14 protein-coding genes are annotated in these 18,767 nt (G+C 71.0%); 11 read left to right on the top strand and 3 right to left on the bottom strand.

From position 1 onward, the window contains the following. Positions 1-75 precede the first annotated feature (75 nt). The gene (locus IC605_RS17075; protein ID WP_216326951.1) at positions 76-1,005 is read right to left on the bottom strand and encodes an NAD(P)/FAD-dependent oxidoreductase; all 930 of its coding nucleotides are present in this window, start codon (positions 1,003-1,005) and stop codon (positions 76-78) included. Then, positions 995-1,456 carry an Rrf2 family transcriptional regulator gene (locus IC605_RS17070; protein ID WP_216326949.1) on the bottom strand — a complete coding sequence of 154 codons (462 nt, stop codon included), beginning with the start codon at positions 1,454-1,456 and terminating at the stop codon, positions 995-997. The genes IC605_RS17075 and IC605_RS17070 overlap by 11 nt, the downstream gene beginning before the upstream one ends. Positions 1,457-1,634: 178 nt before the next feature. On the opposite strand from IC605_RS17070, the gene IC605_RS17065 reads away from it, so the two are divergent. Continuing rightward, the gene (locus IC605_RS17065; RefSeq protein WP_216326946.1) at positions 1,635-3,107 is read left to right on the top strand and encodes a glycoside hydrolase family 3 N-terminal domain-containing protein; all 1,473 of its coding nucleotides are present in this window, start codon (positions 1,635-1,637) and stop codon (positions 3,105-3,107) included. Here the strand turns inward: IC605_RS17065 and IC605_RS17060 are convergent. Further along, positions 3,084-4,385, bottom strand: coding sequence for a glycoside hydrolase family 125 protein (locus tag IC605_RS17060; protein ID WP_343216649.1), 1,302 nt, complete (start codon positions 4,383-4,385; stop codon positions 3,084-3,086). The two genes, IC605_RS17065 and IC605_RS17060, sit on opposite strands and share 24 nt — an antisense overlap. A gap of 171 nt (positions 4,386-4,556) precedes the next feature. On the opposite strand from IC605_RS17060, the gene IC605_RS17055 reads away from it, so the two are divergent. The 10 genes from IC605_RS17055 to IC605_RS17010 all read left to right on the top strand — a co-directional run bounded on the left by IC605_RS17055 (position 4,557) and on the right by IC605_RS17010 (position 18,767). Next, positions 4,557-5,600: a LacI family DNA-binding transcriptional regulator gene (locus IC605_RS17055; RefSeq protein ID WP_216326941.1), complete on the top strand. Its 1,044-nt coding sequence runs from the start codon at positions 4,557-4,559 to the stop codon at positions 5,598-5,600. A gap of 59 nt (positions 5,601-5,659) precedes the next feature. Next, positions 5,660-7,300, top strand: a complete 1,641-nt coding sequence (locus IC605_RS17050) for an ABC transporter substrate-binding protein (protein WP_216326938.1) — start codon at positions 5,660-5,662, stop codon at positions 7,298-7,300. Between the two features lie 314 nt (positions 7,301-7,614). After that, the gene (locus IC605_RS17045) at positions 7,615-8,601 is read left to right on the top strand and encodes an ABC transporter permease (RefSeq protein WP_216326934.1); all 987 of its coding nucleotides are present in this window, start codon (positions 7,615-7,617) and stop codon (positions 8,599-8,601) included. Next, positions 8,598-10,550: a dipeptide/oligopeptide/nickel ABC transporter permease/ATP-binding protein gene (locus IC605_RS17040; RefSeq protein ID WP_216326931.1), complete on the top strand. Its 1,953-nt coding sequence runs from the start codon at positions 8,598-8,600 to the stop codon at positions 10,548-10,550. The genes IC605_RS17045 and IC605_RS17040 overlap by 4 nt, the downstream gene beginning before the upstream one ends. Beyond that, positions 10,531-11,586: an ABC transporter ATP-binding protein gene (locus IC605_RS17035; RefSeq protein WP_216326928.1), complete on the top strand. Its 1,056-nt coding sequence runs from the start codon at positions 10,531-10,533 to the stop codon at positions 11,584-11,586. The genes IC605_RS17040 and IC605_RS17035 overlap by 20 nt, the downstream gene beginning before the upstream one ends. Beyond that, complete coding sequence (locus IC605_RS17030) at positions 11,583-12,956, top strand: GH1 family beta-glucosidase (protein WP_216326925.1); 1,374 nt, start codon at positions 11,583-11,585, stop codon at positions 12,954-12,956. Before IC605_RS17035 ends, IC605_RS17030 begins: the two co-directional genes overlap by 4 nt. 49 nt (positions 12,957-13,005) lie before the next feature. Beyond that, positions 13,006-15,477, top strand: a complete 2,472-nt coding sequence (locus IC605_RS17025; protein WP_216326921.1) for a glycoside hydrolase family 3 C-terminal domain-containing protein — start codon at positions 13,006-13,008, stop codon at positions 15,475-15,477. A gap of 139 nt (positions 15,478-15,616) precedes the next feature. After that, complete coding sequence (locus IC605_RS17020) at positions 15,617-16,456, top strand: sugar phosphate isomerase/epimerase family protein (protein ID WP_216326918.1); 840 nt, start codon at positions 15,617-15,619, stop codon at positions 16,454-16,456. Between the two features lie 58 nt (positions 16,457-16,514). Next, a complete protein-coding gene (locus IC605_RS17015) occupies positions 16,515-17,630 on the top strand; it encodes a Gfo/Idh/MocA family protein (protein WP_216326916.1) in 1,116 nt (371 codons plus the stop codon). A gap of 99 nt (positions 17,631-17,729) precedes the next feature. Further along, positions 17,730-18,767 (top strand): sugar phosphate isomerase/epimerase family protein, encoded by a 1,038-nt coding sequence (locus tag IC605_RS17010; protein ID WP_216326914.1) that lies wholly within the window; start codon positions 17,730-17,732, stop codon positions 18,765-18,767.

Here is an 18,767-nt window from a genome sequence, read left to right as displayed (position 1 = left end):
GGGGAAAGGACGCGGCGGGGCGCCGAACGCGGCCCGAGTCGCGTCCCGAGGGGGCAACAGTTCTGCGGTTTGAGATCAGTCCGAGGCCACCCGCTCCGGCGCCGAGAGCGGCCCGAAGATCAGGGACTGGTGCAGCGAGGCTCCGGCGAACACCCCGTCGGCGGCGGCCATCGAGGCGTTGCCGATGCCCGGCGTGAGGTCGCCCGCCGCGTACACGCCCGGCACGCTGGTCTGCTTGCCCGCGTCCGTCTGGATCAGCGGTCCCTGCGGGCCGTCCACGGGGGCGCAGCCCAGTTGCTCGGCGAGGTCACTGGCCGGACGGACGCGTGACGCCAGAAACAGGGCGCCCACGGGGACGAGGCGACCGTCCGTGAGCCGCACGCCCTCCAGCGCCGGGGCCTCACCCTCCAGCCCCAGGATCGGCGCGGGCTCGACCGTGATCCCGCGTTGGGCGAACTTCGCCAGCGTCACGGCATCCGGCGGGGGCCCGCCGTTCAGGAAGAAGTTGACGGGGCCCCAGTCCGAGATCAGCAGCGCCTGGTGGGTGGACTGCGGCAGCACGCCCAGCACGCCCAGCCTTCGGCCCCGGACCTCGTAGCCGTGGCAGTACGGGCAGTGCAGCACGGTCTGTCCCCAGCGCTCGGCCACGCCCGGCAGGTCGGGCAACAGGTCCACGACCCCGTAGGCCAGCAGCAGTTTCCGGGCGCGGAGGGTCCCCCCGGAGGCGAGGGTGACGGAAAAAGCGTCCCCGTCACGGCGGGCACGGGTCGCCAGGGTGTCCAGCAGGGTCACGTTGGGGTAGGCCGCGAGGTCGGCGCGGGCACGGGCGATCATCTGGAGGGGGGCCTGCCCGTCCTGACCGAAAAAGCCGTGCGAGTGGGCGGCGAAGCGGTTGCGGGGCCTCCCGCCGTCGAGGACGCAGACGGGGCGGCCACTGCGGGCGACTTGCATCGCGCCGGACAGCCCGGCGTAGCTGCCACCGATCACCAGAGCGTCATACAGCATGGGTGTTCTCCTGGGGAGCACAGAGGGACAATTGACGGCGGGACTGGAAGTCGCTCGCCAGGGCCGCCAGCGTCAGGGTCTGGAGCCGCGCGGTGATCAGGGTCCCGGCCTCCCGCAAGGTGTCGTCCAGGGCCGCGTTGACGGCCTGCTCGATCAGGCAGGTCGGGCTCTGCGAGCGGTTGCCGACGGCGAACAGGGTGGGCGAGCCCAGGGCCCGGTACACGTCCAGCAGGGTCGTCCGGGCCGGGTCGCAGGCCAGGCGCCAGCCGCCGCCGTGCCCCTTTTCGGAGGTGACGAGGCCCGCGTCCCGCAACCCGGCCATCGTGCGGCGGACCACCACGGGGTTGCTGTTCAGGGCGGTGGCGAGGCGCCCGGAGGGAATGGCCTGCCGGGACTCCATCAGATGCAGCAGCAGATGGAGCACGCCGGAGAGTCGGCTGTCGAAATTCATGACACCGCAACTGTTACATAAAGGAAGGGAGCTGTCAAGGTCGTGGCTCGCCGTCGGGGTTGGGCCAGGACCTCGGGGAAACCCGCCCCCGGGGGTAGCGTCCTCAGGCTGTTGGTGGGGACAGAGACCGTCGTGTGCCCGGTTGCCGCCCCACCGACTTATGCGTCACCCTGCGGACATGACAGCCCCCACCGCGTCCGACCCCCGCAAGCTGCTCACGGTCAGCCTGCCCATGCACCCCCTCGGCCCGGCGGAGCGGCGGTTTTTCGAGCGGCACCCGGTCGGCGGCGTGTGCCTCTTTCGCGGGAGCCTCACGCGGCTGGAGGACGTGGCGCGGCTGGTGACCGACCTGCGCGGGGTACTGGGCCCGGACCTGCTCGTGAGCATCGACCAGGAGGGCGGGTCGGTCGTGCGGCTGCCGGGGCTGCCCGTCTCGCCGGGCGGGCGCGTGCTGGGCGAGGGGGACGACCCGGGGCGGACGGGGCGCATCTCGCACGGCATGGCCCGGGGGCTGCGGGCCCTGGGCATCAACGTCAACTTCGCGCCGCTGCTCGACGTGAACACCAATCCGCTCAACCCGGTGATCGGGGAGCGGGCGTTCGGGACGGCGCCGGAGGTCGTGACCCGCCACGGCCTCGCGTTCCTGCGCGGGCACCACGCGGCGGGGGTGATGGCGGTCGCCAAGCACTACCCCGGCCACGGCGACGCCGACGTGGACTCGCATCTCGCCCTGCCGACGCTGGACCGCACTCAGGCCAGCCTCGACGCGGTGGAACTCGCGCCGTTCCGGGCGGCCATTCAAGACGGGCTTCAGACCATCATGACGGCCCACCTGCTGCTGCCGCGCATTGCGCCCGAGCCCGCCACGGTCAGCACGCGCATCCTGGGCGACCTGCGTTCCCGGCTGGGCTTTGGCGGGCTGGTGTACACCGACGCCCTGCACATGGGCGCCCTGCTGGACCTCTACCCTCAGGCCGAGTCGGCCCGTTTGAGCATCGAGGCCGGGGCCGACCACGCGCTGATTTTTACTCCCGACCTCGCGGGGCAGGAGCCCGTGGTGCGCGACTTCGCCGCCGCGCCGCCGGGGGACGAGGCAGTGGCCCGCAGCCTGCGGCGCTGGCGCGCGGCCCTCGCCCGCTTCCCCTTTCCCGAGCCCGACCCCCGCGCGCTGGAGGGCTTGCTGGGAGACGAAAGCGTGTGGCGCGACATCGAGGACGCCGCGCGTGCCGCCGTGCGGGTGCGGGGTGAGGTCCCGCTCCCCCTCGCGCGGGAGCAGCGCCTCCTCGCCCTCGTGCCCGAGTTCTCCGACGGCGGGGCCGCGAGCGACCGGGTGCCGCTCGCGCCGGAGTTGACTGCGCTGCTCCGTGAGCATTTCCCGGCGTGTGAGGTCGTGCCCTACGGTGCGGCGGGGCTGGACGTGGGCGGAGACGCCTCAGACTTCAGCGCCGCCGTCCTCTTCACCGCCCGCCGGGTCGCGCTGGGCGCCGAGGTGGAGTTGGCCCGCGGGCTCGCCGCTCACCCGCGCGCCCTGCACGTCAACCTCTGGAACCCGGAGCTGAGCGGCGGGGTGCCGCTGCCCGCCCTGAACACCTTCGGCTTCCAACCCGCGAGCCTGCGGGCCGCCGTGTCAAGGCTCGCGGGTGGGCGCTGAGGCGGGCCGTCCGTCCTCCAGGCGGCGCAGCACCAGCTCGCTGAAGAGGCTGTTGGCCCAGCCGAACCACTCGCGGGTGAAGACCGCCGGGTCGTCCGGGTGGAAGCTCTCGTGCATCAGGTCCGTGCCCGCCGTTGTCCCGACGAGGGTGTCCAGCATGGCGTCCCGCTCGCCCGCGTCGGTGGCGGTCAGCCCCCGCATGGCAAGCGCGATGGGCCAGACGTGCGGCGCGGGCGTGTGCGGGCTGCCGATCCCTTCCGCGAACGTTCCCCGGTAGAAATACGGGTTGTCCGGGCTCAACACGAAGGCGCGGGTGTGGCGGTACGTCTCGTCCTCCGCCGGGCGGTAGCCCAGGTAGGGGACCGAGAGCAGGCTCGGCACGTTGGCGTCGTCCATCAGGACGTGATTCCCCAGCCCGTCGGTCTCGTAGGCATACACCCGCCCGAAGGTGGGGTGCTCGACGACCGCGTGGGTCTCGATGCCGCGCTCGATCTCGCCCGCCAGGGCCAGCGCCTCGCCCGCGAAGGTCTCGTCCCCCCACACCTCCCGCGCGATCTCGGCGAGGTGACGCAACTCCACGACCGCCATCATGTTGCCGGGGACGTGGTAATTGCGCTCGCAGGCGTCGTCGCTGGGACGGAAGGCGGACCAGACCATGCCGGTGTAGCCCACTGGATTTCCCTCCCCCCCATTCGGCAGGTTGTCGGTGGGGGCCACGTCGCCCGGGCGGAAGAAGGTGTAGCGGCTGCGTTCGGCGTGGTGCTGCTCGGTGCGCATCACGTCCAGGGCGGCGTGGGCGGCGGCCTCAAACTCCCCCGTGAGGGGCCCCGCGTCGCCCGTCACCCGCCAGTAACGGTGCGCGAGACGCAGGGGATAGCACAGCGAGTCCAGCTCGAACTTGCGCTCCCACACGAGGGGATGGCGGGTGGGTTCGTCTCCCGCGTGGCCCGCGCCGTCCGGCTCGGCGTTGAAGGCGTTGGCGTAGGGGTCGGCGAGGAGGTGCCGCGCCTGCCGGAGGATCACGCCGCCCAGCAGGGCGCGCACCTCCGCGTCCCCCGCGCACCATTCCAGATACGGCCACACCTGCGCCGCCGAGTCGCGCAGCCACATCGCGGGGATGTCGCCCGTGACCACGAAGGTCGTGCCGTCCCCGCGCGGCCGCACGGTGGTCTCCAGGGTGTTCGGCAGGCAGCGGGCGAAGACGCGCGCCACGTCCTGTCGTGCGGCGAAGGCGTGCCGCACCTCGTCGAGGGGGGTTTGCAGGCTGGGGTGGGTCACACCGCCCATTGTGCGCCGGGTCCGCTCAGGTGGGGCACCTTGACACGCCCCCGGGAAAAGCCTACTTTATCGCTAAAGTAAAGTTTAATTAAGCACGAGGCTGTCGGCGAGTCCTGTCCTCCGCCCCCTTCGTCCCGCTGGCTGGGTCCTGCTTTCCACCCCGGAGCGCCCATGACGGACCTCTTGTCGCCGCCGCCCCTCTCCCCGCCGCCGACCCCGGCCACCCTGGCGGATGTCGCGCGTCTGGCGGGCGTATCGAAGATGACGGCCTCGAACGTCATCAACGGCAAGCCCGGCATGAGCGAGGCAACGCGGCAGCGGGTGCTACGGGCCGTCGAGCAGACCGGGTACGTGGCGAATCCGGCGGCGCGACGGCTGGCGGGGCGGCGCAGCAACCTGATCGGCGTGCTGGCCCCGCGCTACGGGGTGCCCTACGTGACCGAGCTGCTCCACGGGGCACTGGGCGCCGCCGAGGATGCGGGCATGAATCTGGCGGTGTTCACCACCTCGGGGCGGGTGAGCCTGGAGCGCGAGCGGGCGGCCCTGCTGCGCACCCTCGCCGACGGGGTGCTCCTGATCCTGCCCAGCGGGGACGAGCACCAGATGTTCGAGGGGGCCGTGCCGGTGGTCACCGCTGGGTCCCTGAGTCCCTACAGCGTGCGGGGCGACAACGCGCACGGCGGCCTCCTCGTGGCCCGGCACCTGCTGGCGCTGGGCCACCGCCGGGTGGCGTACATCCGGGGGCCGGAGACTTCCCGGGTCCACCGCGAGGAATCCCGGGCGCGCGAACGCGGCCTGCGCGACGGGCTGCGGGAGGGGGGCGTGGACCTCTCCCCCCCGTACGTGGCCGCCGGGGACTTCACCGAGGCGGGCGGGGAGCGCGCCGCCCACGAGCTGCTGCGCCTGCCCGAGCCGCCCACCGCCATCTTCGCGGCCAACGACTCGGCGGCCCTGGGAGTGCTGCGCGCCGCCGAGGGTTGCGGGGTGCGCGTGCCCGGGGAGCTGTCGGTCGTGGGCTACGACGACGTGGGGGCCGCCGCGCGGGGCCGCCCGCCCCTGACCACCGTGCGCCAGCCGCTTCCCGAGATGGGCGGGGCCGCCGTGCGGATGCTGCTCGACCTCGTGCGCGGCGTGTCGCCCGCGCCGCCCCCTCTCTTTCCCACCACCCTGATCGTGCGCGACTCCACCGGGCCACCGCCCTCCCCGTCCCGCTGACCCTCACCCACCCCGCCCCTCTCGCCCGGCCCCGCGCCGGAGACTGCCCGAGGTCCCGCATGAACCCACTGTCCCGCCTCGCCGCCCCCCTCGCCCTGCTCACCGCCGCCCTCGGGGCCTCTGCCCTCGCCCAGCAACCGAAGACCACCTTCACGGTCGTGCGCGCCGCGCAGTGGGGCGCGCAGAACCTCAACCCCTTCTCGCCGGGGGACCAGCACCTCCAGGCGACGAACTCGGCGATCTACGAGACGCTGTTTTACGTCAACGGCCTGAACGGCAAGGTCACCAACGTCCTGGGGACGAAGTACGCCTGGAGCCCCGACAACAAGACCCTGACGGTCACGACCCGGCCCGGCGTGAAGTGGCACGACGGCCAGGCGTTCACGGCGGCCGACGTGGCCTTTACCTTCAACTACCTCAAGCAGTACCCGGCGCTCGACCTCAGCGGGCTGTGGAAAAACGGGCTGGCGGGCGTGAAATCGAGCGGCAACACCGTCACCTTCACCTTCAACCGGGCGAACACGCCGATCTTTTTCTACCTGGCGCTGACGCCCATCGTGCCCCAGCACCTGTGGAGCAGCGTCACGGACCCGCTGACCTACACGAACGCCAAGCCGGTCGGCACCGGACCCTTTACCTTCGACGCCTACAGCCAGCAGGCCGTGCGGGTGCTGAAAAATCCCAACTACTGGATCAAGGGCCAGCCCTACGTGGACGCGGTGGTGTGGCGCGCGACGAACGGCAACGACGCCGCGCTGCTGCAACTCCTCAAGGGCGAGGCCGACTATGGCTACGTCGGGATTCCCGACCCCAAGGGGGGTTACGCCCAGAAGGGCCCGAACTTCAGCTACTGGTGGCCGACCAACAACTCCAACTTCCTGTACTTCAACACGACCAAGGCGCCCTTTTCCGACCCCGCCTTCCGCCGCGCCCTGGCGACGGCGATCAACACCAAGGACGTGGCGCAAAAGGCCTACTCGGGCGTGCTGAACGCCGCCCCGGCGAGCGCGGTGATTCCCGCCCAGCAGGCCCAGTGGCTGCCCGCCTCCATGAAGGGCATGGCCCCCAAGTACGACACCGCCGCCGCCGACGCGGCCCTGACCGCCGCCGGGTACAAGAAGAACGCGCAGGGCGTGCGGCTGGGCAAGGACGGCCAGCCCCTCCCGGCCTTCAAGATTCTGGTGGGCGCGGGCTGGACCGACTTCATCACGATGGCGCAGGTCGTGGGCGACAACCTCAAGCGGGTCGGCCTCAACACCAGCATCGACCAGCAGACGTGGAGCAGCTACTCGGGCGGGCTCCAGACCGCGACCTACGACATGGGCATCAGTTGGGGCTGGGGCAACGGCCCTTCGCCGTACTACCTGTTCTACTCGTCGTTCTCGCCCGAACTCAGCGCGGCGGTCGGCAAGACGGCCCCCTCGAACCTGTCGCGCTACACCAACCCGAACCTCACCAAGGCCATCGCCGCCTTCCGCTCCACCAGCGACCCCGCCGCGCAGAAGCAGGCCGTCTCCACCATGATCTCGACCGTGGCGCGGGACATGCCGTGGGTGCCGCTGACCGACCGCGCGCAGTTCTCGCTGTACAACACCAGCAAGTTCACGAACTTCCCGACCGCGCAAAACCCCTACAACGACGGCAGCCCCGACGACGTGCCCGGCGCGCGCCTGATGTACCTCAACGTCAAGCCCAAGTGAGGCGCGTCCCGGCGGGTTGAGGGGGCGAGGGGGTGAGCCGCAGTTTCTCCCTCTCCCCTTGCGGGAGAGGGCCGGGGTGAGGGGGCGACGGGGCGGCGGAGGCTTCCGCAAGACGGCCTGCCACTTCTTCTCACGGCGCTACAGGTCGTGCCCATTCACCCCCTCTCCTGCGGAGCTCTACAAGTCCCAACCTCCCCCCTCAAGGGGGAGTGGTAGAAAGACCACCTCTCCCTGAATAAGCCTCGCCGCGCCCTGCATTCTCCCGGGTGGGACTGGGACCACTCCCGTCCCGCCCCCCATGTTGAGGAGGCCCCATGCCCTACCTCCTGCGCAAGTTCGGCGTCTTGCTGTTCACCCTGTGGGTGGCGGTGACCCTCAACTTCATCCTGCCCCGGCTCGTGCCGGGCGACCCCATCGGCGCGATGATCGCCAAGTACCAGGGCCGCCTCGACCCGCAGGCGGTCACGGCGCTCACGAAGGCTTACGGCCTCGACAACCAGGGCACATTGATCGAGCAGTATTTCCAGTACCTCGGGCGGCTGCTGCGCGGCGACTTCGGGCGCTCCATCGGGCAGTTTCCGACCCCGGTGAGCGACATCATCGCGCAGGCGGCGCCGTGGACCATCGGCCTCATCGGCGTGACGACCATCCTGTCGTTCCTGCTCGGCAGCGCCTTCGGGCTGTATTCCGCGTGGCGGCGCGGGGGCCGGGTGGCCGACGCCCTGCCGCCGGTCGCCCTCTTTCTGAACTCCATGCCGTACTTCTGGTTCGCGCTGCTGCTGCTGTATTTCCTCGCGTACCGGCAGAGCATCTTTCCCCTCAGCGGCAACCTCGACCCCTTCCTGACCCCCTTCAGCCCGGAGTGGTGGTTGTCCATGCTGCGGCACGCCGTGTTGCCCGCGCTGACCATCATCGTCACGTCGGCGGGCGGCTGGCTGATCACCATGCGCAACAACGTCATGAACGTGATGGGGGAGGATTACCTCGCCTTCGCGCGGGCCAAGGGCTTATCCGACGGCCGCATCCTGAACCGCTACATCCTGAGAAACGCGCTGCTGCCCTCCTTCACCGCCTTCGGCATCGCGCTGGGGTTCGTGGTGGGCGGCTCGATCCTCACCGAGACGGTGTTCTCGTACCCCGGCCTGGGGCTGTACCTGTACCAGGCAGTCGTGGGACTCGACTACCCGCTGATGCAGGCGATCTTCCTCTTCATCGCGCTGGCGGTCCTCATCGCCAACTTCATCGTGGACGCGCTGTACGCGGTGCTCGACCCGCGCGTGCGGGACGGGAGGATCACGTGACCGTCATCCCCGTCAACCGCACGCCCAGGCCGCGGTTCAATCCGCGTGGCCTGCGCTTCGTGCTGCGCTCGCCGCGCGCCGCCGCGGGGGCGGCCATCCTGCTGCTGCTGCTGCTGATGGGCCTCTTCGCCCCGCTGCTCACCCCCTACGACCCGACCTCGCTGGAGTTCGGGACGTGGCTCAAACCCTCGGCGGCGCACCCGCTGGGCACGACCGCGCTCGGGCAGGACATCCTGGCGCAACTGCTGTACGGGGCGAGGCTCACGCTGCTGATCGGCTTCGCCTCCGGGCTGGTGGCAACCGCCATCGGCACGACCCTGGGCATCGCCGCCGCCTACTTCGGGGGGCGCACCGACGAGATCATCAACACGGTCGTCAACGTCTTTCTGGTGCTGCCGGGGCTGCCCCTATTGATCGTGGCGGGGGCGTTCCTGCGCGGCGGCGGGGTGTGGCCGATCATCCTGGTGATCTCGCTGACGGGCTGGGCCTTCGGGGCGCGGGTGCTGCGCGGGCAGGCGCTGGCGCTGCGGGGGCGCGACTTCGTGCAGGCCGCCGTCGCCACCGGGGAGGGGCCGGGGCGGATCATCTTCGCGGAGATGCTGCCCAACCTCGCGGGCCTCATCATGGCGAACTTCTTTTCCACCGCGCTGTACGCCATCCTCGCCGAGGCGTCGCTCTCCTTTATCGGCGTGGGCGACGTGGGCAAGATCACCTGGGGCACCATGCTGTACTGGGCACAGGCCCGGGGCGCCCTCCTCCAGGGGGCGTGGTGGTGGTTCGCGTGGCCGGGGCTGGGGATCGCTCTGCTCGGGACCGCCTGCGCGCTGCTGAACTTCGGCATCGACGAGATCACCAACCCCAAGGCCAACCACGCGAACAAGGCGACGAAGGTCCTGAGGCGTGGGAAGGGCCCGAAGGTCGCGGCCCCGCCGTCCGCCGACACCCTGCTCTCCATCCGGCACCTCGACGCGGGGTACGTCACCCCTCTCGGGCCGGTGCGGGCCGTGCGCGACGTGAGCCTGGACGTGAAGCGCGGCGAATTTGTCGGCCTCGCGGGTGAGTCGGGCTGCGGCAAGTCCACGCTGGCCTTCGCGGCGACCCGCTTGCTCGACCCACCCGGCGCGGTGTTCGGCGGTGAGGCGGTGCTGGACGGCAAGGACCTCCTCGCGCTGAGTCCCGAGGAATTGCGCCGGGTGCGCTGGAAGGACTATTCCCTCGTCTTCCAGGCCAGCATGAATATCCTCAACCCGGTCATCAAGATTCGGGAGCAGGTCTACGACGCGATGCAGGCGCACGGGGTCAAGGACAAGGGAAAACTGGAGGCGCGGGCCAAGGAACTCTTCCGCCTCGTCGGCATCCGCGAGAGTTACCTCGACGCCTACCCGCACCAGCTCTCGGGCGGGATGAAGCAGCGGGTGGTCATCGCCATCGCGCTCGCCCTGGAGCCGAAACTCGTCGTGATGGACGAGCCGACGACCGCGCTGGACGTGGTGGTGCAGCGGCAGATCTTGCAGGAGATCGACGAGGTGCGCCGGGAACTCGGCATCGCCATCATCTTCATCACCCACGACCTCTCGCTGCTCGTCGAGATGAGCGACCGCATCGCCATCATGTACGCGGGCGAGATCGTGGAGGAGGCGCCCGCCGCCGACATCTACCGCCAGCCCAAGCACCCGTACACCCGGCGGCTGATGACGGCCTTCCCGCCGCTCTCCGGCGAGCGCGAGCGGCGCGAGGGGATTCCCGGGCGCCCGCCGCCGCTGAATCTGGAGCTGACGGGCTGCCCCTTCTACGACCGCTGCCCGTCGCGGATGCCGGGGACCTGCGACGTTCACAAGCCCGCGAGCGTCGAGGTGGAGGCCGGGCACCGGGTCGCGTGCTTCCTGCACTCGCCCGCCGTGAAGGAGACGGGACCACAGGAGGGGGGCCATGCTCTCGCCAGCGACTAGCACGGGCCTGAGCCTCGGGGCGGCCCTGGAGGCGCGCGGCCTCACCAAGGTCTTCAAGGTGGGGCGCGCGGGCAAGAGCGTCACCGCCGTCAACCACGTGGACCTCACCATCGGGCGCGGCGAGGTGCTGGGCCTCGTCGGCGAGTCGGGCTCGGGCAAGAGCACGGTCGCCCGACTGATCGGCCACCTCCACGAGCCGACCTCGGGGACCATGCGCTTGGCCGGTGAGGAGGTGCCGCTGCGGATGGGCGGCGCGCGGCTGAGGAGATTTCGCAAGCACGTCCAGATGATCTTTCAGGACCCCTACGGCAGCCTCAACGGCCTGCACACGATTGGCTACATCCTGTCGCGCCCGCTGAGACTGCACGGGCTGGCGCGGGGGCGGGACGTGGGCGAGCAGGTCAACGCCCTCCTCGACCGGGTGGGCCTCTCACCGGGGGCGAGCTACGCCGTCAAGAAGCCACACGAGCTGAGCGGCGGGCAGCGGCAGCGGGTGGTGATCGCCCGGGCGCTGGCCGCGCGGCCCGAGCTGATCCTCGCGGACGAGCCGACCTCGGCGCTCGACGTGTCCATCCGCCTCGACATCATGAACCTGCTGCTCGACCTGCGCGACCAGGAGGGGCTCTCGATGCTGTTCATCACCCACGACCTCGCGGGGGCGCGGTACATGGCCGACCGCATCGCGGTGATGTACACCGGGCACATCGTGGAGGTCGGTCCGGCGGGGCGGGTGATCGACCACCCGCAGATGCCGTACACGCAACTGCTCAAGAGTGCGGCTCCCAAGCCCGAGGAGGGCCTGCACCCCGAGCGCGTCGAGGCGCGGGGAGAGGTCCCCGACCTGACGAACCTGCCGCCCGGCTGCCCCTTCGAGCCGAGGTGCCCACACGCCCGGCCCGTGTGCCGCGAGGGCCTGCCGAAGATGTACGACGTGGGCCCCGGCCACCAGGCGCGCTGCATCCTGCACGACCCCGTACTGGCCGCCCAGCCTCCCCTCCACCCCCAGCCCCCAGCCCAACCCGAGGTGACCGCGTGACCGTGAGCGAGACCCAGAGCCTCCGTAAGACCGACTTCCCCGCCGACTTCGCCTGGGGCACGGCGACCGCCGCCTACCAGATCGAGGGGGCGGTGGCCGAGGACGGGCGCAGCCCGAGCATCTGGGACACCTTCAGCCACACGCCGGGCAAGGTCAAGGCGGGCGAGAACGGCGACGTGGCCTGCGACCACTACCACCGCTGGGAGGAAGACCTGGGGCTGATGCGGGCGCTGGGGCTGAACGCCTACCGCTTCTCGGTCGCGTGGCCGCGCGTGGTGCCGGGCGGGCGGGGCGAGGTGAACGCCCGGGGACTCGACTTCTACGACCGCCTCACCGACGGGCTGCTCGCGCGGGGCGTGGACCCGTACGTGACGCTGTACCACTGGGACCTGCCGCAGGTGTTGCAGGACGCGGGCGGGTGGGCGAACCGCAACACGGCGTACGCCTTCGCCGAGTACGCGGACGCGGTGGCGGGTCGGCTCGGCGACCGGGTAAGGGGCTGGATCACCCACAACGAGCCGTGGTGCGCGGCCTTTCTGGGAAATGTGGTGGGCATCCACGCGCCGGGGGGGCAGGACCTGGCGACGGGCCTGCTCGCCTCCCACCACCTGCTGCTGTCGCACGGGCTGGCGGTGGAGAGGGTCCGGGCGCGGGTGCCGGACGCCCGGGTGGGCATCACCCTGATCCTGGGGCCACAGCAGCCCGCTACCGACCGGCCCGAGGACGTGGCCGCCGCCCGGCGCGGGGACGGGTTCCTCAACCGCTGGTTTCTCGACCCGGTGTACGGGCGGGGGTATCCGGCGGACATGCTGGACCTGTACCGCCCGCACGCCCCGGCCTTCGAGGAAGCGATCCAGCCGGGTGACCTGGAAACCATCGCCGCGCGGACCGACTTTCTCGGCGTGAACTACTACCAGCGCAGCGTGGTGGAGCACGCGCCCGGCGAGCGCGGTCTCATGGACACGCGCCAGCTTCGCCCGGAGGGGGAATACACGGCCTTCGACTGGGAGGTGTACCCGGACGGCCTGCGCGAGATTCTGGTGCGGGTCCACCAGGACTACGCCCCGCCCGTGCTGTACGTCACCGAGAACGGCGCGGCCTATGACGACCGCCCCACGCCGGACGGCCAAATTCACGACGAGGCCCGCCGCCGCTACATTGAGCGCCACCTCGCCGCCTGCCGGGACGCGATTCGGGCAGGCGTTCCCCTGAAGGGCTACTTCGCCTGGAGCCTGCTCGACAACTTCGAGTGGGCCGAGGGATACAGCAAACGCTTCGGGCTGGTGCGGGTGGACTACGGCACCGGGCGGCGCACCGTGAAGGCCAGCGGCGAGTGGTACGGCAGGCTGGCCCGGGGGGAGGAGGGGTAGGCTTCTGCGCCCCCTCTCCCCCTTTCTCCCTTTCTTCAGAGGTTTTTCCATGACGAAGGCCGACCAGCGAACGACCGATCTCGACTCCCTGCTCGACGGGATGACCCTGGAGGAGCAGGTCTCGCTGCTGGCCGGAGCCGACTTCTGGCGCACCGTCCCTGTCCCGCGCCTGAACGTCCCCTCCTTGAAGGTCACCGACGGCCCCGCCGGGGCGCGCGGCGGCGGTCCCCTCGTCGGCGGCAGGAAGACGGCGGCCTTCCCGGTGGGCATCGCCCTGGGCAGCACTTGGAACGTCGAATTGCTGCGCGAGGTCGGCGTCCACCTCGCCCGGGAGGTGCGGGACAAGGGCGCGGGGGTGCTGCTCGCCCCCACCATGAACCTCTTCCGCTCGACGCTGAACGGGCGCAACTTCGAGAGCTACTCCGAAGACCCCTTCCTGACCGGGAGCCTGGGGACCGCCTACGTGCAGGGCCTCCAGTCGGGGGGCGTGGCCGCCACCGTCAAGCACTACGTCGGCAACGAGTCGGAGTACCAGCGCAACACGATCAGTTCGGACATCCCCGAGCGGGCGCTGCGCGAGCTGTACCTGCTGCCCTTCGAGATGACGGTCAGGCGGGGTGGCGCGTGGGCGATCATGACCGGGTACAACCGGCTGGACGGCACCTATTGCAGCGAGAATCCCCGTCTGATCAATGGCATCCTGCGCGGCGAGTGGGGCTTCGACGGCCTGGTGATGAGCGACTGGGGCGGCACCCATTCGGCGGGCGAGAGCGTGCGGGCGGGCCTCGACCTGGAGATGCCCGGCCCGGCGAGGGCCAGGGGGGCGCTGCTGGAGGAAGCGCAGAACGACGAGGCGACCCGGCAGGCCGTCCGGGAGGCCGCCCGCAACGTGCTGCGCCTGATCGAGCGCACCGGGACCTTCGACCAGCCCCGCGACGTGTGCGACGAGGCCGAGCGTGACGAGGAATATACGGACACCCGCGCCCTGATCCGCCGCGCCGGGGCCGAGGGGACGGTGCTCCTCAAGAACGAGGGCGGGTTACTGCCTCTTCCCGCAAAGGCCAGAGTCGCCGTCATCGGGCCGAACGCGGCGACCGGGCAGGTCATGGGCGGCGGCAGCGCGCAGATGAACGCCCACCGCCGCGTCTCCCCGCTGGAGGGGCTGCGCGCGGCGCTGGGCGAGGAGAACGTCACCCACGCCGTCGGCTGTGACAACGACCGCTTCCTGCCCACGCCGGACGTTCCCCTGCACATCGAGTACTTCGGCGAGAGCGGCGAGCCCGTGGCGACCGAGAAACGCCGGGGGGGCGAGGTCATGTGGTTCTCCTTCCCGGAGGGCGTGGACCCCACGTCCTTCCGCGCCCGGCTGAGCCTGACCCTGCCCGTTCCGCAGGGCGGCGAGTACGAGCTGAGCCTGGCGAGCGCGGGGCTGAGCCGACTCCTCGTGGACGGGCAGGAGGTGCTCGACAACCGGACGGACTGGCAGCCGGGCGACACCTACTTCGGGATGGGCAGCGCCGAACGGCGCAGGAGCGTTTTCCTCGCTGCCGGGGAGCACGCGGCCACGGTCGAGTTCGAGCCGCGCGGGGGCGGCTTCGTGCCCCTGAACGCGGTACGGCTGGGCTTCCGGGCGCCCCTCTCCCCCACGGCGCTGGAGGAGGCGGTGCTCGCGGCGCGCGAGGCGGATTACGCGGTGGTGTGCGTCGGGACGAACGGCGACTGGGAGACGGAGGGGGTGGACCGCTGGGGCCTGGACCTGCCCGGCCGCCAGGACGAACTCGTCCGCGCCGTGGTGGCCGCCAACCCGCGCACGGTCGTCCTGCTCCAGACGGGCGGCCCGGTGCTGATGCCGTGGCTGGGCGAGGTGCCCGCCCTCTTGCAGGGCTGGTTCCCGGGACAGGAGGCCGGGCACGCCTTCGCGGACGTGCTGCTGGGCCACACCGACCCCGGCGGGAGATTGCCGCAGACCTTTCCCGCGCGGCTCTCGGACGACCCCACCCACCCCGAGACGCCCGACGTGCAGTACCCCGGCGAGAACGGACACGTCGAGTACCGGGAGGGGCTCTCCATCGGCTACCGCCACGTGGACCGGCACGGCCTGACGCCCCTCTTCCCCTTCGGCTTCGGGCTCTCGTACACGACCTTCGAGCTGGAAGACGCGCGGCTGAGTGCCGATCAGGTCGGGCCGGGCGGCGAGGTGACCGTGAACGTGCGGGTGCGGAACACGGGCGAGCGGGCCGGGCAACAGGTCGTGCAGGTCTACGTGCGCGACGTGGAGACCACGCTGGAACGGCCCGACAAGGAACTCAAGGCGTTCGGAAAGGTGACCCTGGGGCCGGGCAAGGCCGAGGAGATCGTGCTGCCCCTCGACATGCGCTCGCTCGCCTACTTCGATGACACCCGGAACGCCTGGGTCGCCGACGCGGGAAGCTTCGAGGTCCTGATCGGGACGAGCGGCGCGGACCTGCCCATCAGGCTATCGCTCACCCTGACCGGGGAATGGAGCGAGCCCGTGGGCTGAGGCGTGGGAGCATTCAGTACCCCACCTCCCGTGACCGTCGTGGACGCGGGGGCCCGTCTCTCCCCGCCCGCCTGGGACCTGCTCTCCCGTCACCATCCCGATGACGGCCCAAAAACGCTCCACCCTCCCGGAGGACCCCATGACGGACCCACAGAACACCCCGAAAGGCACCCTCTCTGTCCAGATGTATACCTTCCGCGACGCCGGGCAGGCCGACCCGACCGCCACGGTCGCGCGGGTGGCCGGGATGGGCTTCCGGTACGTCGAGCCCTTCGGCATCGGGGGCAGCCATCAGACTCCCGCCGCGCGGATGGCGTCGGCCACCACCCTGCGCCGCGACCTGGACGACCACGGCCTGGGGCTCTCGTCCGTCCACGCCGCCGCGCCGTATGGACCGCAGGCGGACGCGATTCTGGACGAACTCGAATTGATCGGGGCGGGGCTCGCCGTCGTCTCCTGGCCCGGCGAGGTCCACGGCTTCGAGCGCGACGCCCTCTCCACACTGGACGGCACGCGGCACTTCGCGGAGGCGATGAACGAGGCCGCGCAGAACGCCTCCGCGCGCGGCATCCGGCTCGGCTACCACAACCACTGGTGGGAGTGGAACACGCTGGAGAATGGACAAACCGCCTACGACACCCTGCTCGGCCTGCTCGACCCGGCGGTCTTCACCGAGGTCGATACCTACTGGGCGCGCACGGCGGGGCAGGACCCGGCGGAGCTGCTGCGGCGCCTCGGGGACCGGACGCTCGCCCTCCACGTCAAGGACGGCCCGGCGACCCCCGAGGCGGATCAGGTGCCGCTCGGCGAGGGTGTGGTGGACTACCGCGCCGCCATCCTCGCCGCCCCGTCCGCGCGGTGGCACGTGCTGGAGATGGACCGCAGCGCCGGGGACGTGTTCGCCGACGTGGAGAGAAGCGCGCGGCGATTGATCGACGAGGGCCTCTCAGGTTGGGAGGAGGTGGCGGTGACGAGGTAGGAGCGCGGACAGCGCCCGCCGTCCCCCACCTCTCCCCTCCCCCACCGAAGGAACACCCATGACCCACAAGATCGGCATCGTCGGCACCGGCAACATCAGCGCCGCCTACCTCAAGATCGCCCGCGAACTCGCCCTCTTCGAGGTGAGGGCGGTCACCGACCTCGACCTGGGCCGCGCGCAGGCGCAGGCCGCCGAGTACGGCACGCAGGCCATGACGCGGGGCGACCTCCTCGCCGACCCCGAGATCGTCGCCGTCGTGAACCTCACGCCGCCCGCCGCGCACGCGGAGGTGAGCCTGGCCGCCCTGCGTGCCGGAAAACACGTCTACAGCGAGAAGCCGCTGGCGGTCGAGCGCGAGGACGGGCGGGCCATCCTGCGGGAGGCGGAAGAACGCGGCCTGCGGGTGGGCTGCGCGCCGGACACCTTTCTGGGCGCCGGGCTCCAGACCGGGCGGGAACTCCTCGACGCGGGGATCATCGGGCGCCCGGTCGCGGCCACCGCCTTTTTCATGGGGAGCGGGCCGGAAGCCTGGCACCCCAGCCCCGACTTCTTCTACCAGCCCGGCGCGGGGCCGCTCTTCGATATGGGGCCGTACTACCTCACGGCCCTGATCAACATGCTCGGCGGCGTCACGCGGGTGGGCGGCAGCGCCGTGAAGGCGTTCGAGGAGCGCGTGGTCGGCAGCGGGGCGCGGCAGGGCGAGAGGATTCGGGTGAACACGCCCACGCACGTCACCGCGCAACTGGGCTTCGGGGGCGGGCAGGCGGCCACCTTCATCGCCAGCTTCGACACGCCCGCGAGCGAGCTGCCGCGCATCGAGATTTACGGGACGGAGGGAACGCTGAGCCTGCCCGACCCGAACACTTTCGGGGGGCCGCTCAGACTCCGCCGCCGGGGGGACGAGGAGTGGGAGACGGTGGACCTCACCCGCCCCTTCCAGGACAACGCGCGCGGGATCGGGCTGGCGGACATGCTCGACGCCATCTCGCGCGGCACGCCTCACCGGGCGAGCGGTGAACTCGCCTTCCACGTCCTCGACGTGATGCACACCATTCTGGAGGCCGCCGAGCAGGAGCGGACGTTGACGCCGACGAGCCACGCCGAGCGGCCCGAGGCGCTCCCCGCCCAGCCCGCGTGGTTCAGGGGCACGCCAGCGGGGGCGCCGGGAGCTTAAGCTGTCCCCCGGGTACCGGACCCGCACCGCCCAGAGCCTCTTTCCTCGCGCCGCCCGCCCGTTCCCTCGGCTGCGGGCGGCCCCTTTCAAGGAGACCCCATGCCCCGACCGATCACCCTCTTTACCGGCCAGTGGGCCGACCTCCCCCTCGCTGAACTCGCGCCGCTGGCAAAACAGATGGGCTACGACGGCCTGGAACTCGCCTGCTGGGGCGACCACTTCGATGTTCAGGCAGCCCTGAGCGACGACGGCTACGTGCAGGAAAAACGCGCCCTGCTGGAACAACACGGTTTGCAATGCGTGGCGATCAGCAATCACCTCGTCGGGCAGGCGGTGTGCGACCCCATCGACGAGCGGCACAAATCCATCGTCCCCGCGCACGTCTGGGGTGACGGCGACCCGGAGGGGGTGCGGGGGCGGGCGGCGCGGGAGATCATCGATACGGGCCGGGCCGCGCGCAAGTTCGGCGTGAGCGTGGTGAACGGCTTCACGGGCTCGTCCATCTGGCACAGCCTGTACGCCTTCCCGCCCACGGATCAGGCGTTCTGGGACCGGGGCTTCGCGGACTTTGCGGCCCGCTGGACGCCCATCCTGGACGCCTTCGAGGCGGAGGGGGTGAACTTCGCGCTGGAGGTCCACCCCACCGAGATCGCCTTCGACATCGCGACGGCGCGGCGGGCGCTGGAGGCGGTGCGGCATCACCCCCGCTTCGGCTTCAACTTCGACCCCAGCCACCTGGGGTATCAGCACGTGGACTACATCCGCTTCCTGCACACCTTCGCAGGCCGCATCTTCCACGCGCACATGAAGGACGTGTGGTGGGGGCACGGCACAGGCGAGGTGGGCGTCTTCGGCGGGCATGCCTCCTTCGGGGACCACCGCCGTTACTGGGACTTCCGCTCGGTGGGGCGCGGGGACATCAATTTCGAGGAGGTCATCGTCGCGCTGAACGACATCGGGTACGACGGGCCGCTGAGCGTCGAGTGGGAGGACTCGCGGATGGACCGGGTGCACGGGGCGACCGAGAGCGCGGCCTTCCTGCGGCGGCTCGACTTCCCCGCCTCGAACGTGGCCTTCGACGCCGCCTTCGCCAAAGAGGAGCAGCCGGGCGGGGCCCAGGAGACACCCGCGTCCTGA

Source organism: Deinococcus aestuarii (assembly GCF_018863415.1).
Taxonomy (GTDB): Bacteria; Deinococcota; Deinococci; order Deinococcales; family Deinococcaceae; genus Deinococcus; species Deinococcus aestuarii.
The sequence above is the reverse complement of the archived record's forward strand: the minus strand, read 5'-3'. Positions and strand labels throughout refer to the sequence as shown.

Bases quoted from the DNA above. Each gene is read 5' to 3' on its own strand.
- IC605_RS17075 (WP_216326951.1), bottom strand. From the start codon at position 1,005: ATGCTGTATGACGCTCTGGTGATCGGTGGCAGCTACGCCGGGCTGTCC.
- IC605_RS17070 (WP_216326949.1), bottom strand. From the start codon at position 1,456: ATGAATTTCGACAGCCGACTCTCCGGCGTGCTCCATCTGCTGCTGCAT.
- IC605_RS17065 (WP_216326946.1), top strand. From the start codon at position 1,635: ATGACAGCCCCCACCGCGTCCGACCCCCGCAAGCTGCTCACGGTCAGC.
- IC605_RS17055 (WP_216326941.1), top strand. From the start codon at position 4,557: ATGACGGACCTCTTGTCGCCGCCGCCCCTCTCCCCGCCGCCGACCCCG.
- IC605_RS17050 (WP_216326938.1), top strand. From the start codon at position 5,660: ATGAACCCACTGTCCCGCCTCGCCGCCCCCCTCGCCCTGCTCACCGCC.
- IC605_RS17045 (WP_216326934.1), top strand. From the start codon at position 7,615: ATGCCCTACCTCCTGCGCAAGTTCGGCGTCTTGCTGTTCACCCTGTGG.
- IC605_RS17035 (WP_216326928.1), top strand. From the start codon at position 10,531: ATGCTCTCGCCAGCGACTAGCACGGGCCTGAGCCTCGGGGCGGCCCTG.
- IC605_RS17025 (WP_216326921.1), top strand. From the start codon at position 13,006: ATGACGAAGGCCGACCAGCGAACGACCGATCTCGACTCCCTGCTCGAC.
- IC605_RS17020 (WP_216326918.1), top strand. From the start codon at position 15,617: ATGACGGACCCACAGAACACCCCGAAAGGCACCCTCTCTGTCCAGATG.
- IC605_RS17015 (WP_216326916.1), top strand. From the start codon at position 16,515: ATGACCCACAAGATCGGCATCGTCGGCACCGGCAACATCAGCGCCGCC.
- IC605_RS17010 (WP_216326914.1), top strand. From the start codon at position 17,730: ATGCCCCGACCGATCACCCTCTTTACCGGCCAGTGGGCCGACCTCCCC.